The 15,087-nt window shown below is 70.7% G+C and carries 13 protein-coding genes and 1 riboswitch; of the genes, 5 read left to right on the top strand and 8 right to left on the bottom strand.

Features of this window, described 5'->3' with window-relative positions; all coding sequences use genetic code 11:
• Positions 1-302: 302 nt before the first annotated feature.
• Positions 303-1,331, top strand: coding sequence for a CD225/dispanin family protein (locus tag CED_RS21405; RefSeq protein WP_051868697.1), 1,029 nt, complete (start codon positions 303-305; stop codon positions 1,329-1,331).
• A 70-nt stretch (positions 1,332-1,401) separates the two neighbouring features.
• Here CED_RS21405 and CED_RS06615 read toward each other — a convergent pair whose 3' ends face one another.
• Positions 1,402-1,968, bottom strand: a complete 567-nt coding sequence (locus tag CED_RS06615; RefSeq protein ID WP_011434760.1) for a CD225/dispanin family protein — start codon at positions 1,966-1,968, stop codon at positions 1,402-1,404.
• A 483-nt stretch (positions 1,969-2,451) separates the two neighbouring features.
• Between CED_RS06615 and CED_RS06610 the strand changes: the two genes are divergently transcribed.
• Entirely contained in the window at positions 2,452-3,783 is a 1,332-nt protein-coding gene (locus CED_RS06610) for a glycoside hydrolase family 26 protein (protein WP_011434759.1), read from the top strand.
• A gap of 67 nt (positions 3,784-3,850) precedes the next feature.
• Here CED_RS06610 and CED_RS06605 read toward each other — a convergent pair whose 3' ends face one another.
• From CED_RS06605 to CED_RS06585, 5 genes are all read right to left on the bottom strand, one after another.
• Positions 3,851-4,513: a TIGR03085 family metal-binding protein gene (locus CED_RS06605; protein WP_011434758.1), complete on the bottom strand. Its 663-nt coding sequence runs from the start codon at positions 4,511-4,513 to the stop codon at positions 3,851-3,853.
• A gap of 27 nt (positions 4,514-4,540) precedes the next feature.
• Positions 4,541-6,172 (bottom strand): CHASE3 domain-containing protein, encoded by a 1,632-nt coding sequence (locus tag CED_RS06600; RefSeq protein WP_051868696.1) that lies wholly within the window; start codon positions 6,170-6,172, stop codon positions 4,541-4,543.
• Positions 6,172-7,344, bottom strand: a complete 1,173-nt coding sequence (locus CED_RS06595; RefSeq protein WP_035909188.1) for a PP2C family protein-serine/threonine phosphatase — start codon at positions 7,342-7,344, stop codon at positions 6,172-6,174. Before CED_RS06595 ends, CED_RS06600 begins: the two co-directional genes overlap by 1 nt.
• Before the next feature lie 236 nt (positions 7,345-7,580).
• Positions 7,581-8,342 carry a hemerythrin domain-containing protein gene (locus tag CED_RS06590; RefSeq protein WP_108913358.1) on the bottom strand — a complete coding sequence of 254 codons (762 nt, stop codon included), beginning with the start codon at positions 8,340-8,342 and terminating at the stop codon, positions 7,581-7,583.
• Between the two features lie 204 nt (positions 8,343-8,546).
• Positions 8,547-9,260 carry a PhzF family phenazine biosynthesis protein gene (locus CED_RS06585; protein WP_011434754.1) on the bottom strand — a complete coding sequence of 238 codons (714 nt, stop codon included), beginning with the start codon at positions 9,258-9,260 and terminating at the stop codon, positions 8,547-8,549.
• 224 nt (positions 9,261-9,484) lie between these two features.
• On the opposite strand from CED_RS06585, the gene CED_RS06580 reads away from it, so the two are divergent.
• The 3 genes from CED_RS06580 to CED_RS06570 all read left to right on the top strand — a co-directional run bounded on the left by CED_RS06580 (position 9,485) and on the right by CED_RS06570 (position 12,975).
• Entirely contained in the window at positions 9,485-10,744 is a 1,260-nt protein-coding gene (locus tag CED_RS06580; RefSeq protein ID WP_235186935.1) for a magnesium and cobalt transport protein CorA, read from the top strand.
• Positions 10,745-10,958: 214 nt separating this feature from the next.
• Complete coding sequence (locus CED_RS06575) at positions 10,959-11,345, top strand: hypothetical protein (RefSeq protein ID WP_035909185.1); 387 nt, start codon at positions 10,959-10,961, stop codon at positions 11,343-11,345.
• Between the two features lie 351 nt (positions 11,346-11,696).
• Positions 11,697-11,863, top strand: a riboswitch (cyclic di-AMP (ydaO/yuaA leader).
• 5 nt (positions 11,864-11,868) lie between these two features.
• Positions 11,869-12,975: a C40 family peptidase gene (locus CED_RS06570; RefSeq protein ID WP_084680711.1), complete on the top strand. Its 1,107-nt coding sequence runs from the start codon at positions 11,869-11,871 to the stop codon at positions 12,973-12,975.
• Positions 12,976-13,494: 519 nt separating this feature from the next.
• Here the strand turns inward: CED_RS06570 and CED_RS06565 are convergent.
• Positions 13,495-14,163, bottom strand: a complete 669-nt coding sequence (locus tag CED_RS06565) for a PHB depolymerase family esterase (RefSeq protein ID WP_023840113.1) — start codon at positions 14,161-14,163, stop codon at positions 13,495-13,497.
• A gap of 115 nt (positions 14,164-14,278) precedes the next feature.
• On the bottom strand, positions 14,279-15,022 hold the full coding sequence (locus tag CED_RS06560; protein WP_035909183.1) for a type 1 glutamine amidotransferase: 744 nt from the start codon (positions 15,020-15,022) through the stop codon (positions 14,279-14,281).
• Positions 15,023-15,087 lie beyond the last annotated feature (65 nt).

Below are 15,087 nucleotides of genomic sequence, written 5' to 3'. Positions count from 1 at the left end.
CCCACGAAACCCCAGGTAGCAGCTTGATCGACTTAGTGGAAGTGGCATTGCGGCTACGGGTCGGCGCTGCTGGTCGGAGGTCTGTATGCCGCCGGTGCGGCGGTGGTCGGGGCGGNGNGCCTGGNCCNCCGGGNCGTCACGGCCTGACAGCACGAATCTGCCAAAGGCAGACGAATGGCGGACTGATGGCGGACGGATCGCCTATCATCACCGCTGATGGCGCCCGGCCGACGACGGGGAATGGCGGTTCGCATGGTGCCTTCCNATCGGAACCGCGGCGACGTCGTCAAGCGGATCGGACGTTGACCCCGCTCAACCGGCTGGTTCGCGAACTCGGTGGCGTCGACGCCTACGCCGTGCTCGGGGTAGCGCGCACCGCCGACCGGGCGGAGATCCGCCGGGCGTACCGGGCCCGCGTCCGGGCTCATCACCCCGACAATCCCGCCAGCCGGGACGCACAGTCCATGCGCACGATGCAGCTCCTCACCGTGTCCCACGAAATCCTCGACAGGTGGCGGGACGAGTACGACGCCCGCCTCACCGGGTCGCCCTCGTCCCCGACACCGGACGCGGGCGGCCCGGGATCGACGAACCACACCGGCCGGACGAATACCGGCGCCCGCACGAACGCCGGTTGCCGGACGGACACCGGTGCCCGCTGGGATCCCTGGACCGCGGCCGACACCGGCCCGCGGTCGGGCTCACGCATCAGCGACCCGTCATCCCGCACCACCGGCACCACCGGCACCACCCAGCGTCGCCCGAGGACCGATCGGCCCCGCAGCCGCTGGGAGGAGGAGTTCCGCCCGCCTCCGACCGAACCATTGCGGTGGAACACGCACAACGTGCGGTGGCCTGGGCCAGGGGACACCGGCGGTCACTACTACTCGAGCGGACATCACTACTCGACCGGCTACCCACGGAATCGACACAACGACACCGGCCCCCATCCGGGCTGGCCCGGAACACAGGCCCACCGACCCGCCGAACCCCACCAGACGCTCCGGCGGCACGCGCAGACACCACGGCACGCGCAGACACCACGGCACGCGCGGACGCGGCAGCGGCCGGGGACCGAGGCGACGCCAAAGGTCGGCAATTACCTGGCTCTCGCGATCCTGACGACATTCCTGTGCGCACCGCTCGGCGTGATGGGGATCATCAACTCCTCGCGCGCGTCGAATCGACTCCTTGCCCACGACGTCGCCGGGGCGCGCCGGGCATCGCGTCGCAGCCTGGCCTGGTGCCTGGCCGGACTCGTGTTCGGCCTCCTCTTCCTCGCGTCTCTCTCGGTGATGGCGGGGCTCTGCGGCGGGAGCTCCATCGGCTGACGAGCCGACAAGCGAGCCAAGCCGACGGCCGTTACGACGAGAGCCTGACTCTCGGTCAGGCCACGCTCCTTCAGGTGCGAGCGGGTGGGAGCGTCGAATACGACGTGCTGGAATCGGTCTCGAAGCCGCCGGCCAAGCCGATGACGAGGATGACCAGGAACACCACGATGATCGAGATGGCCGAGATGATGCACCACATCCTGGCCTTCTTGGAGGCGTCCAGCGCGCCGTTGATGTCGCCGATCTGCTGGCGGCTCTGCACCTTGGTGGCATAGACGATTGCCACCACACCGGCGGGCAGACAGCACAGCAGGGTGACCACGATCGACTGCCACAGGTAGGTCGGGATCGGCTGGTTGTAGGGCGGAGGTGGGCCGAACCCACCCGGGCCGCCGTATCCCAGCGGGGCACCGTAGCCCTGCGGCGCGCCGTACCCACCGGGCGGGGGTCCATAGCCGGGCGGTGGAGGGCCGTAGCCGCCCTGGTCATAACCGCCCTGGCCACCGTAACCACCCTGGCCGTAACCGCCCTGGTCATAACCGCCCTGGCCACCGTAACCACCCTGGCCGTAGCCGCCCTGGTCATAACCCCCTTGACCGTGACCGCCGGCGGGAGGGTACTCGGGTGGCTGGGACATTGGGTGCTCTCCTGTTGTCGTCGTGGCGGGNGAGCCGGNGAACGGCCCCNCCACCNCGCCTGGCCGCATAACCCCCGGGGCGCTCGACCAGGCACCGCGGACACTCCACCGGCGCGTGATCCCCGACCCGTGCGCGGAATCCGTGACGCGAGGTGGGTTGACCACCAGGCACATCCCAGGCTCCGCGCGCGCACATTGTGGCACAGCCAGCGTGTCGACCAACCGGCGTGCCGACCAACCGGGCTCCACGCCACCCGAGAGCCTCACCGCCCGAAACCCCCGAGTTCCGACAAGTCGGCCTAGCACGTCGGTGTAGTGTCTCGTCCGAACTATCTAGACACGGCAGCCGGCGTCGAGGGGGCGACCGGAGGCCGGTCCGGTCCGTCTCAGGCTGCTGTGCGACATGGAGGTCATCCGCTTCGATGCCGAAGCCGGGACCCGGGGGGTCCTGACGACACTGCCACGCACGGAGGGATACCCGCGGTGAAGCACCGAGCGGAGGGCAATCCCAGCCCGCCGAGAGTCCGATCCGGTTCCCGGCGCGGGCGCCGCCGTCCGCGTCACCCTGCCTGGATCGCGTCGCTAGGCGTGATGGCTCTGGTCGCCGCCGTAGTCGGGTGGACCCTCGTCCCCGAACGCGACACCGGGGGCGAGGGCTCGGCGACAGTCGAGGCCACCGCCATCCAGCACGGGAAGCCCCGACACGGCGATGACCTCCGGGTGCAACCCAGCCTCTCGGCGGGCAGCGCCTCGGCGGGCACGACCGGCGGAAACTCCCGCGCGACCGTCGGCTCGCCGTCGCCCGCCCCNGTGCCCGCGGGCACCCCNGCCGGNACGGCCCCACGGACCACCGCCAGGCCGACGACCCCCGGCGCCGCGGCCCGGGTCACGAAGCCTGCGGTACAAGTGCCCGTTATCCCCGTCGGTGGTGGGGGCGGTTCGGTGCCCGGCGGCATGAGCGGCGTCGCCGCGGGGACGATGACGCAGGTGCGGGCCTGGGAGAGCTTCCGCGGCTCGCCGGTCAACGTCGTGCTCACCTTCACCGACAGGTCGAGCTGGCAGACCATGACGAACCCGTGGCTCGGCTCGGGCCCGGAGAAGTTCTCGACCTTCGCCGGCACCTGGGTCATCTCGCAGTCCTTCTACCCCACGGGCGGTGGGGACATGAACTCCTGCGCGAGCGGCGCCTACAACGGCCACTGGGCGGACTTCGGCCGGTGGCTGGTGGCGAAGGGCCGCCCGGCGAGCGTCATCCGGCTCGCCTGGGAGTTCAACGGCGACTGGTTCCCGTGGTCGGTCTCCAAGACCAACCCCACCACCTGGGTGAACTGCTTCCGCCAGGTTGTCAGCGCGATCCGCTCGACGGATCCGCAGGCCCGCATCGACTGGGCGCTGAATGCGCACAGCAGCGGAGCCTGGGCCGTCTACCCCGGTGACCAGTACGTCGACATCATCGGCATCGACAGCTACGACCAATGGCCGGCGAGCACGGACGACGCTGCCTTCGCCAGTCAGTGTCACGCCGAAGCCGGGCTCTGCTCGACGATCGCGTTCGCCCGCCAGCACGGCAAGCAGTTCTCGGTCCCAGAATGGGGACTCGTCGGGAAGAGTGATACCGGGGCGGGCCGCGCCGGCCAGGCCGGCGGCGACAACCCGGTGTACATCCGCAACATGTACCAGACGTTCGCCGCGAACCGCGACATCCTCGCCTACGAGACGTACTTCAGCGATTCGTCACCCGGGAACGTGCACTCCTCCCTGGTGAACCCGACAGAGCATCCCGCTGGCGCGGCCACCTACGCCTCGCTCTGGTAGCGCCTTGCTCTGGTAACGCCCCGCCCCGATAGCGGCACGGCTCCGACCGGATCGCAGCCGCCGGGAGCTAGGGACCGGTGGGAGCCGCGCGGAACCGCTCGATGTCGGCGTCGGAACCGCGCAGCTCGACCCGGGCGACCTGGCCCCGCCCGAACGCGTACAGCACGATCTCCTCAGGTGGCCCGACGATCTCCACCACCGGCTCGCCGCCGTGCAAGGCGCGCCGGCCAGGAGCGTCCGTACGCTCCGCCACGACACCCAGGCCGGCTCGCCGGAACCCGGCGAACCCGATCAGCAGCAGAGCGGTCCACATCGCGTCACGGCTTCTGGTGTCAAGCTCGCGAGGCTCCCAGCCAGGGGCGGCGCGGCGGATGTCCTCGGCGTGCACGAAGAACTCGACCAGGTTCATGGCATCGTCGATCAGGCCGATGCGGGTCGGCTGCCACCACGGCGGCCCGGCACGGAACGTCTCGACCAACTCGGGAAAGGTGTGGGCCCGCATGGTGGCCCGCTCGGCCCGCTCCGTGATGCCGTGCAGCCGACCGACGATGAGCCCGGGAGCGGCCCACGGCACCCGCTCGCGGGTGACCAGGTGCGCCACCAGATCATGGTTCGTCCATCCGGCGCAGAGGGTGGACGCCGCCGGGCCACGCTCGGCCAGCAGGTCCGCGAGCTCCCGCCGCTGCGCACGGGCCCCTGGCCGGGTGAGAACCGCTCCTGACCCCATCATGTGCGGCACTCTAGGCGATGAGGCGACTCACGGCGGGNCTCTGGCCGTTGGNAGTCTCCGGNTAGGGAAAGTGAANCGGAAGGNGGNTCCGTCCTTCACCGCGCCGTCCAGCCAGATCCGGCCGCCGTGGAACTCGACGATCTTGCGACACAACGCCAGCCCGATGCCCGTGCCCTCGTAGACATCCCGGCCGTGCAGCCGCTGGAAGATCACGAAAATCTTCTCGGCGTACTCCGGATCGATTCCGATCCCGTTGTCGGCGCAGTACAGCTCCCACTCGTCCGCCCGGTCGACGACACCGACATGCACGGCGGGAACCGTCTCGGCCCGGAACTTCAGCGCGTTCCCGATCAGGTTCGCGAACAGCTGGGTGAGCAGGACGGGGTCCCCGCGCACGACCGGCAGATCATCCGCGGTGACCTCGGCCCGGGCGCTCTCGATCGCGATGGACAGCGCTCCCACCGCCCGGTCGAAGATCTCCCCCAGGGACACATCGACGAAACCGTCAGTAGTCCGCCCCACCCGGGAGAAGGCCAGCAGATCGTTGATGAGCTGCTGCATCCGCTTCGCGCCGTCCACCGCGAAAGCGATGTACTGGCTGCCCCGCTCGTCGAGCCTGTCACCGTAGCGTCGCTCCAGGAGCTGGCAGAAACTCGCCACCTTCCGCAGCGGCTCCTGCAGGTCGTGCGAGGCGACATAGGCGAACTGTTCCAGGTCACGATTGGAGCGCCGCAGCGCCTCGGCCTGCGCCTCCACCGCGGACCGCGCCGCCCGCGCGACCCCGAGCTCCCCGATCAGCTGGCGTCGCATCGACTCCACGTCGGCGGCGAGCGAGGCGATGTCCGGGGGACCGGTCGGCTCGACCACGTGATCGAGATGTCCGGAGGCGACGGTTCGCGCATCGTCGCTCACCCGCTCGAGCGGGCGGGTGACCCAGGACCGTAGCGCCCGCGCGATGACCGCCAGGAGTACGGCCATGACGGCCGCGCCGGTCACCAGCGCGAAGATCAGGAAACGGAGCGCCGCCGTGACGTGCTGGCGGGCCCGGACTTCCCTGGCCCGCAGGTCCGCCTCGAGGTCCCCGGCCGCGGCGCGGACCGCCTCGAAGCGGGTCTTGCCGAACTCCGGTGACAACAGGCGGGCCNCCGCGGGACCGCCCACCCGCACCGCGTTGATGGCCGGATCGGCGTAGTCGCCGTGCCAGGCCCGGATCCGGTCCTCCAGCACGGCGAGCCTCGCCAGCAGGTCGGGGCGCTCCACGAGCCGTCGGTGCAGGTCCGCGAGCAGCGTGCGCTCGGCCCTGCGCCCTTCGTTGTAGGGCTCCAGGAAGTCCTCGCTGCCCTGAAGCAGGTAGCCCCGCATCCCGGTCTCCTGGTCGACCAGGCTGGAGACCAGTTCGGTGGAGCTCAGCAGAGCCGGGGCGAGGACGTCGCTGCGCGTGTGGAGGGCGTCATCAAGCCGGACCAACGACGAGACGACGAGACCAGCGACGATCATCAGCACCATCGCCGCCACCGCGTAGGTCACCTCGAGTCGACGGCGCAGGCGCCAGACGGACCCGACCCGGCCGCGCTCCACCGCTCCGCTCGGCCCCGCGTCGCCCGCTCCCCCGTCGGTGACGTTCGGGTGGGTGACGTTCGGGTGGGTGCGCTCCGGCATCAGCCGGCACCCCAGATCAGCAGCAGGAGCGCGACGTCGTCGGTCAGCGGGCCGCCATTGCGCGCCTCCACCCGGTCGATCAGGTTGTCGAGCAGCCCGTCGGGGTCGTCGGCGGGCCAGAGTTTGGCGATCTCGGGCAGCACGCCCTCCCAGCCCAGCGGTTCCCCGCCCGGTCCCTCCCGCCCCTCCAGCAGGCCGTCCGTGGCGAGCAGGAGCGCCCAGTGCGGCCCGAGCTCGATCCGCACCTCCTCGGAGAGGTCGTCGTCGACGATGCCAAGAGCCGGACCGACGACGTCGCCCGGCAGCGCCGACAGCCGCGGATGCAACAGCGCCGGCGGCGGATGACCGGCCAGCCGCATCCGCGCCGAGGTCCGGTCGGGAGCGATCGCGAGGGTGCACACCGTCGCGAAGATCTCATCCTGTTCCCGCTCGCTCACCAGCACGCGTTGGAGATACCCGAGCCGGTCGGGTTCCGGAACACCGGCGAGGACCAACGTGCGCCACGCGATCCGCAGGCTCACCCCGAGCGCCGCCTCGTCCGGGCCGTGCCCGCAGACGTCGCCGAGCAGGACGTGGAGCGTGCCGTCCGCGGTGGACACCATGTCGTAGAAGTCCCCGCCGAGCAGGGACTGCTGCCGGCCGGGGCGGTACCGGGCGTCGTGATGCAACCGGCCGTCGTCGATGAGTGGCCGGGGTAACAGGCCGCGTTCGAGGCGGGCCCGCTCGTCCGCCAGCAGCTCCGACTCCCGCAGCGCCTGCGCGGCGGTGTCGGCCCGCTTGCGCTCAATCGCGTACCGGACGGCCCGGACCAGGTCCCGCCCGTCGACCTGACCCTTGACGAGATAGTCCTGCGCGCCCGCGGCGACCGCCTGCGCCCCCCGGTACTCGTCAACCAGACCGGTGAGCACCACGNCCGGCGCTCCCGCCTCGACCGTGAGCAACCGGCGTAGCGCCGACAGGCCCTCGCTGTCCGGCAGCCCGAGATCCAGCAGCACGCACGCGACGTGCTCGCTGCGACGGGCGGCTTCGGCCACCGTGCGCACCCGGGTCAGCTCGACCGGAGCGGAGACCTCGTCGAGGAGCTCGGACACCAGATAGGCGTCGGCATCATCATCCTCGACCAACAGCACCGGCCAGATCACTTTTACGGGATCAGCGTTCGGCGCCCGCATCGCGGTGCCCTCGGTTCCTGACACATCTCCTCGGCATTGCACGACACGAGGCCATACCGGCCCNACCCGGACTCGAAGCATGGCACGACCACGGCGCCCGTGCGCATCGGAACGCCGAACCGGAGTGGACCGCGGCCAGGAAGACCGTCAGGAAGACAGAGCGCGACGGGCTCCGGAAGACCGGGCTCAGGAAGACATGGTGGGCCTACGGAAACGACGGCAGTCGCAAGGACGGATCAATGAGCGGCGATGTGGCCACCAGTGACGTTGTGGCTACCAGCGGTGGTGTCGCCCTGCGCGCCTTCCTTCCCTGACGGGGTCTCACCCGCAGCCGGCGCCGTGGGACGGCCCAGCAGGTACCAGCCCCACAGCCCGGCGGGCACCGGGGCCCGCCTCGGCGCGCCGGGCACCTCCCGGGCGTCCATCACGTCGAGCAGGTGATCCCAGTAGCCCGTCAGGCGGGCCGCCAGGCTTCCACCGAACAGCCTGCTGTGCAGAAGGTGCGGATGCGGTCGGGTCGGAGCGTGGCGCATCGCGTCGGAGAAGCGGTCGAGGAGATCCCGGCGCTCGTCGTCGGACAGCTCGGCCATCAGCTCACGCAGAAGTTCGTCCTCCAGCGTCGCATGTTCGACCATCAACGCGGCCAGATCCCGGCGCAGGTTCGCGACCGGCTCCGCGGGCCGGTTGAGGTCCCCCTGGACGTACTGTTCAATGCCGCGCATCACCGAGGAGCAGCGCCGCGCCAAGCGGCCCAGGTCCGCCACCCGCGCCCGGCCGCCCACGACCCGGCGGGCCATCTCCGGGTAGACCACCGACTCCATCGCGCTCAGGTGCGCGGAGACGGCGGCCACGGCCGCGTCGCTGGCGCGCAGCGCCTGCCGCGGGTCGGTCGACGGACCATCCACGTCACCGTGGGCACCGACGTCGCGCGAGAGCTCGATCAGACGGACGGCATCCTGATGCGCGGCCTCCACCAAGGTCACCAACGTCTCGGCCATGACCACCTCGCAGCCCATGGGCGGATACCCAGCGGAGAGCTACCGGGATCCAAAGCTACGCCTATCCGACCCGGTCCGCATCTCGGCAGCCACCACGCAGCCGTAACCCGGTACCCACAAAGGGTGCCAGTCGCCTCGCTCGGCACCTACACTCTCAGGCTTGGTCCCCGTGGTGTCCGGCCGTGGCCGCGCCGAACGGCACCGTCACCGGGCGAGGAACTCGTCGAGATCGGCGAGGAACCTCGTCTCGTCCTCGACCACCAGGCCGCCGACATCGGCGTGGCCGGGCGGACCCGGCTGCGCGAGCACAATCGAACCGGCGCCGTGCCGGATGGTGAGCCGCCGCCCGAGCATCGCGGCCAGTCGCATGGAAGCCGACCCGCAGGCCTCGTCCTCGGTGACGCCGTGCCTGCTGGCGAAGGCCCGGGCCCGCACGACCCCGCCCGGCTCATCCTCCCACGCCCAGAGCTGGGTCAGGTCCTCGGCGGGTGGACGGGGCAGGTCGAGCGCGTCGACCTGGCCCGGGTCCGCGAGCATCTCATGCCACCAGCAGGGCACGGCGGCCAGGGCGCCGCGGACCCAGACCCGGCCCTGCTCCTGCCAGCTGACCGCCTCGCCGCCGGCCGGGCGGAGGATCTCCGGATGGCCACCGAGCAGCCGACCCAACAGCCAGGCCGACCCCACCAAGGCGTGCCCCGCCATGGGCAGCTCCCCGGTGGGCGTAAAGGTGGCCAGCTCCGCCAACTCCGGGTCGTCGACGAAGACCGTGGCGGGGCAGCCCAGTCGGCGCGCGACGACGGACCGCTCCCGCGCGTCGGGCAGCAGCTTCGCGGCATCCAGCACCACGGCGAGCAGGCTGCCGCCGGCGCCCGTCTCGTCGGCGAACACCCGAAGCGTGCGTACCTCGATCCCGATCACTCGATCCTCCCTGTGACGTATCCCATGCGCCGGACGTGTATCTCACCCTTCGTGCCACACCACGCCGGCACAGTTGCCAGGCATCCGCGTCCACGGTGAAGCCCGGATCGCCTCCGGACGGCCGGCACCGACTTGTCACCATGAAGGTTCACCAGCGGGGAAGGGCGTGGGAGATGCCGACAGGTGGACCTGGACATGGATCGGCGGCAGGGAAGAAGGCAGTGATGCGGGACGACGCGGTGCCGGGCGAAAGGGTACGCGACGAGACGGTACGCGAGACCCGGGGACGCGACGTTGATGGCGCGCGCCCGGACGGCGGCGACCACGGCAGCCAGCATCCCGTTCGGGAGGTGCTGGGGGACGCCCTGGAGCAGGCGTCGGCCAACGCCCATAAGCTCGCCGGCGCGCTGACCCGTCCGGTCTCCCTGGTCCGGGTGGGTCGCAAACGACGCGGGGCGCCCCGCTCCGAGCTACCGCGGACACCGGACGGGCGCGTCATGGCCTGCGGCGTGTACAGCCATGGCCGGCGGGTCACCATGGACATCGACCAGGCCGACGCGCTGCGGTTGGCGCGGTCCGAACGCAACGGGTTCGCCTGGCTCGGCCTGTTCGAGCCGAGCTACGAGCAGCTCACCGCGATCGCCGAGGAGTACAGGCTGGACAAGCTCGCGGTGGAGGACGCGGTCACCGGCCACCAGCGCCCCAAGCTCGAGCAATACGAGAACCACCTGTTCATGGTGCTCAAGACGACCAGTTACGTGGAGCACACCCAGGTAACGGGCACCTCCGAGGTAGTCACCACCGGCGAAATCATGATCTTCCTCGGCGAGGACTTCGTCGTGACCGTGCGGCACGGCAGGCACGGGGAGATGACGAAGCTGCGCGGCCGGCTGGAGGCCAACCCGGAGATGCTCCGGCACGGCCCGACGGCCGTGCTGCACGCCATCTGCGACAGCATTGTGGACGACTACGTCCGCACCGTGGAAAGCATCCAGGCCGACGTCGACCAGATCGAGACGGGCGTCTTCCATCGGGATCAGAAGCCGTCGACGGAAAGCGCCTACCAGATGAANCGCGAGCTTCTGGAGCTCAAGCACGCGGTGCTGCCGCTCGCGGGCCCGTTGCGTACCCTCACCATGGACGCCCCCACGATGGTCGACGTGGCGATGCGCCGTTACTTCCNGGACGTCGCCGACCACCTCGAGCAGGTCAGCGANCGAATAGCTCACTTCGACGAGCTGCTTTCCTCCGTGCTCCAGGCGACGCTGACGCAGGTGACGATCGCGCAGAACGAGGACATGCGACGGATCAGTGCCTGGGTGGCGATCGGCGCCGTCCCGACCGCCGTCGCCGGGATCTACGGCATGAACTTCGACCACATGCCGGAGCTTCGTCAGACGTGGGGCTACCCGGCCGTCCTGGCCGTCATTACGACGATCTGTCTGTTTCTCTACCGTGCGTTCAAGCGCAACGGCTGGCTCTGACACCGACCTGCATGCTATGCGCGCATAGACCACGACAATGACGGCAGATCCATAGTCCCTTTTTACTATAAGTTGGCTGACGCGACGTATCCGTACGATGGGTTACCCCTGGCCCGCCACGTCGGTTACCGTTACCAACCGTGTCGGAGCAACCGGGTCTCGCGCCAGCCGCTCGGCGCGGTCCCCGCCGACCCCCCACCCCTCGGGGGACTCCATGACCTCGCCTGACCCCAAGAGTCGTAAAACGGCCATCCTGCCCGATCGGGGCGATCTCATCGCGGAGCTCGCCGGCCGGCTGGAGGCCCTCGACGCGCTCCTCAACCGGCTGGAGGATGCCGAGCGGCAGGCCGCCGACGCCAGCGAGCATCTCATCCGGACCCGCCGGTGGCAGGAGGACACGGTCCGGACCATCCAGGAGGAGCGGGCTCGGATGCGCCAGCGCCAGCACGCCCTCGACGAGCTCGCCGACCACGCCCGCGCCGCGGTCGAGGCGCTGGCGCACCACCGCTCGCTGCCCCGTGAGGTCCACGAGCTCGCGGTCGAGCTCCAAGTGCTCGATGCGGCGGGATTCCTCACCCNCCGCGGCTCCCGGTCCCGCTGAGGGGGGNGCACACCCGGCCTCACCCGTCGACTACTTTAAGTAGTCAAAATCGCCCACGGGCCGCGGGAGGGCTNCCCGCCCGCCCGCCTCTCACCCGGACCGGCCGCCGCCGCGGACCCCACACGCAACGAAAAACCAGCAGGACAAACGGGGCGCGAAGGGCCTTAGGGCCGCCCGGTCAGCCCGGCCGACCGCGCGGGCCGCCGACGCCGCGCGACGGGAACTTCAACGCGCACTCGCTGTAGTTGGGAAGGACTAGTGTTTACCCACCCCATCCAAGTGGACTAGTCTCACGCCGACGTCACGACANCACCGGGCCGAACGCCGAGTCCTGCCCCCGGCCCCGGTGTCCCCTCCGAGTCGTCATCAGGGGCAGGAGCGGGGGACCCACCTCCACCGGCCGGCGCCGATCCGCGGTGTCGACCTAGGGGTGAAGCTCGACGCGTGAAGGTCACGCGAGAGCCGGGCAGCCCAGCCCGAACCCGACAGCTCACTTCGCAGGCGCACGGGAAGGAATACACCGTTGTCCGCGCAAAGCGTGCAGCTCGACGAAGAAACGCGAGGCGCCGGTCGCGGCCGTCACCGCGCACCCTCCGCGCCCCCGGCCGCCCGCAGCCGGGCCCGGGCCCGCGCCTTCGCCGCCGTGACCACCGGGACCGTCGCGGTCTCCGGAGTGGCTCTCGCCGGCTGCGCCACCGACATCAACGCCGACGCCGCGAAGGACGAGCAGCCGAACACCGCTCCGATCACCCTCGCCGCGCAGATCGGCTCCCAGGCCGCCCTGGGGGGCAGCATCGCCGCCGCGGCGGTCAGCACCCACGGCTCCACCTCCCTGCTCGGCTCGACGGGCGGTGTCGACGCCCCGCCCCTGGCCGGCAAGGTTCAGGTCGGTCTCCGGGTGACCAACCCCGACGTGAGCGTCAGCGCGGACCAGCCGATCGACATCGGCTTCTCGCTCTACAACGAGCAGACCCACGAACCGCTGGCGAACCAGCTGGTCAAGGTGCAGGTGAAGCTCCCCACCGGGTGGGCCACCTTCAAGCACCTTTACACCAACGCCCAGGGCTACGCCTCCTACACGGCCCGGGTGCTCACCACCACGAATGTCACCGCGGTCTTCGACGGCACGGACGCCCTGCAGTCCGCCCGCTCGGCGAACGACGCCACNCTGCGCGTACGGCCGGCGCCCACCCCCCGGCTCGTCCGCAACGCCGCCTGGTCGGATCTCCTCACGACAGGGGACGCCGCGGACCAGGCGTCGGTTCCGGTCCCGTCGAGCTCCCTCGGGGAGAAGGCCGTCTACCTGGCCTCCCTGCAGGCCGGCAAGCCCTACGTCTACGGTGCGGAGGGCCCGAGCTCGTTCGACTGCTCCGGCCTCATCCAGTACATCTTCAAGCAGCTCGGCAGGAGCGTGCCGCGGACGACCGACGCCCAGTTCGCCGCCGCCACCCGGGTGTCGCAGTACAACAAACAGCCCGGCNACCTGATCTTCTTCGGGACACCCGGGAACATTTACCACGTCGGCATCTACGCGGGCGACGGCATGATGTGGGCGGCGCCGCACACCGGCGACGTCGTGTCGCTCAAGAAGATCTATACCACCTCCTACTACGTCGGTCGGATCCTCTAGCGGCCGGTCGGAGCCGGCGCACCGCCCTCATGCCGACGCAACGGCTCACCCGGCTCCGGTGGATCGCCTTCGCGGCTGGGGCGCGGACCACACGAGCCCTGCCAGTCCACGAGCGGCCGGCTACCGAGCCCCTCTCCAGGCGCCGACCCGAAGCCGTGGAAGCCGGACCCGGGACTCCCACCCACCGGCGAAGCCGCGGACAGACCAGCAAGCGGGCCCTGTCACCGCCCGACAACCCGCCTATGTGGTTCCTTTCCAGCTCTCCGGACGGGCCCTCCTTCCGGTGGGACGGACGTCAGATCTCCCCCCCATCTGACGTCCGTCCGGCCGGAAGGCCCCCGATTCCGCCGGCCTTCCCTCGGATNCCCCCCCCANCCGCACGGGAAGGCCGGCGGGCCTCGGGCCCCGGCCGACCAGGTCCGCCGATGCCGCTACCCCCCTCCCGGCGGCATCGGCGGACTTCAGCCCTCGGTCTCTGCCCGGTGCGGAAACCGCCCGGCCCGCTCGCGGGCGCCGCGGTCAGGCCCCCAGCCGGTGACCAGACGAGAACTTCCACAGGGTCTCGCTGACCTTCCGGTCCCAGGAGGCCTCCGGGGCCCGGCCCTCCGGGACACGGTCCTGGCAGGTCGGCCCGGGCTCCGGGTCGAACTGCCCGACGACGCCGACCGCGGCGAACTCCGGCTTACCCGGGGCGCAGGCGGCGGTCAGGGCCAGCCGGGCACCCTCGCCGATCCCCCACACGTAGACCCGGTTCGGATCCACCTTGGTCCGTTTCGTGGAGACGAAGCGGACCACGTCGCGCAGATAGCGCACGTCGGCCCCCTCGGGTCCGTCGATCCGCCACGTGCCGCCCACGGCTTCCGGGAAGGCCACCGCGAAGTCGCGGGAGTTCGCGAGCTTGCCGGCGTCACTCTGCCGGTCAAGTGACTTCGCGTCCGCGTTGTCGTCGTGCAGGATCAACACCAGCGGAAGCGGGTTGGCGGGATCGGACGGGGCCTGGACGAGCAGCTCGCGGCCCGCCGACGCGTAGTCGCCGGGCAGGCTGACCCGCTGGGTCTTCGGGCGGTCACGGGTCCCGAGGTAGCCCCAGACGACCACGATCACGACACCGACGATGAGCACGGTTCTCTTGTTTTTGCCCCACCATCCGGCGAGGGGATTCGACACCACGGTCCAACCGAACCACACCGCTGGCCGGGAAACGCCGCAAACCTGGCAGCAGATGACGACAAGACCGGGGTCAGACCGGGGCCTGTCCGCCTTGTCCCCCCACTTGTCCCCCCAAAAAAAGCCAGGGGACGCGTCAGGTGACGGCCAACGCGCGGCGCCGGGCCTGGCGCAGCACCTCCACCTCGCGGGGCGCGTCCAACGGCGGCAGCGGACCATGGACCCAGCTCAGCAGGAGATCGGCGAGGGCGGGATTCTGCGCGAGCACCGGCCCGTGCAGGTAGGTGCCGATGACCCGGCCATCCACGATGCCGTCCGTTCCGCCGTCACCGTCACCGANCCCGAGCCGGACCGTACCGAGCGGGATGCCGCTCGCGCCGGGCAACCGCCTCGTCCGCCCGGCGTGATTCTCATACCCGTACAGGGTGGGCAGGCCGAGCCGTGCGTCCGGTTCCACCACGATGTCCCCGACCGCACGCGCCGGCGGCGCGTCCGACGGGCCGAAGGAGCGACGGGTCTCCACGTCGACGAGATTCAGCCCCTCGTGGATCTCCCCACCGGATGGGAAGGTCGCGCCGATCNCCTGGTAGCCGGCGCACACGGCGAGCACCGCCGCTCCCGAGCTCACCGCTCGCCGGATCGCCCGGTTCTGCCGGATGCCGTCCGCGGCGAGGACCTGCGGTGCGTCCTCGCCGCCGCCGAGCAGGTAGATATCACAGCTCTCGGGCACCGCCGACCCCGCGGGAACGTTCACCACCTCGACCGGCAAACCACGCCAGCGCAGGCGCTGGGACAGCACGATCGCGTTACCGCCGTCGCCGTAGGTACCAAGCAGCTCGGGGTAGATCAGCGCGATCCTGGTCGCAGAGCCGCCCGTCATCGCGTGGATCCCCTCATCTCGCGCACAACCTCACTGCGTGCACAACCTCGCCGCGTGCACAACCT

Source organism: Frankia sp. CeD, from assembly GCF_000732115.1.
GTDB lineage: Bacteria > Actinomycetota > Actinomycetes > Frankiales > Frankiaceae > Frankia > Frankia casuarinae.
Note: the sequence above shows the minus strand (reverse complement) of the source record. Positions and strands in the feature narration are given on the sequence as shown.

Bases quoted from the DNA above. Each gene is read 5' to 3' on its own strand.
- CED_RS06590 (WP_108913358.1), bottom strand. From the start codon at position 8,342: ATGGCCGAGACGTTGGTGACCTTGGTGGAGGCCGCGCATCAGGATGCC.
- CED_RS06615 (WP_011434760.1), bottom strand. From the start codon at position 1,968: ATGTCCCAGCCACCCGAGTACCCTCCCGCCGGCGGTCACGGTCAAGGG.
- CED_RS06605 (WP_011434758.1), bottom strand. From the start codon at position 4,513: ATGATGGGGTCAGGAGCGGTTCTCACCCGGCCAGGGGCCCGTGCGCAG.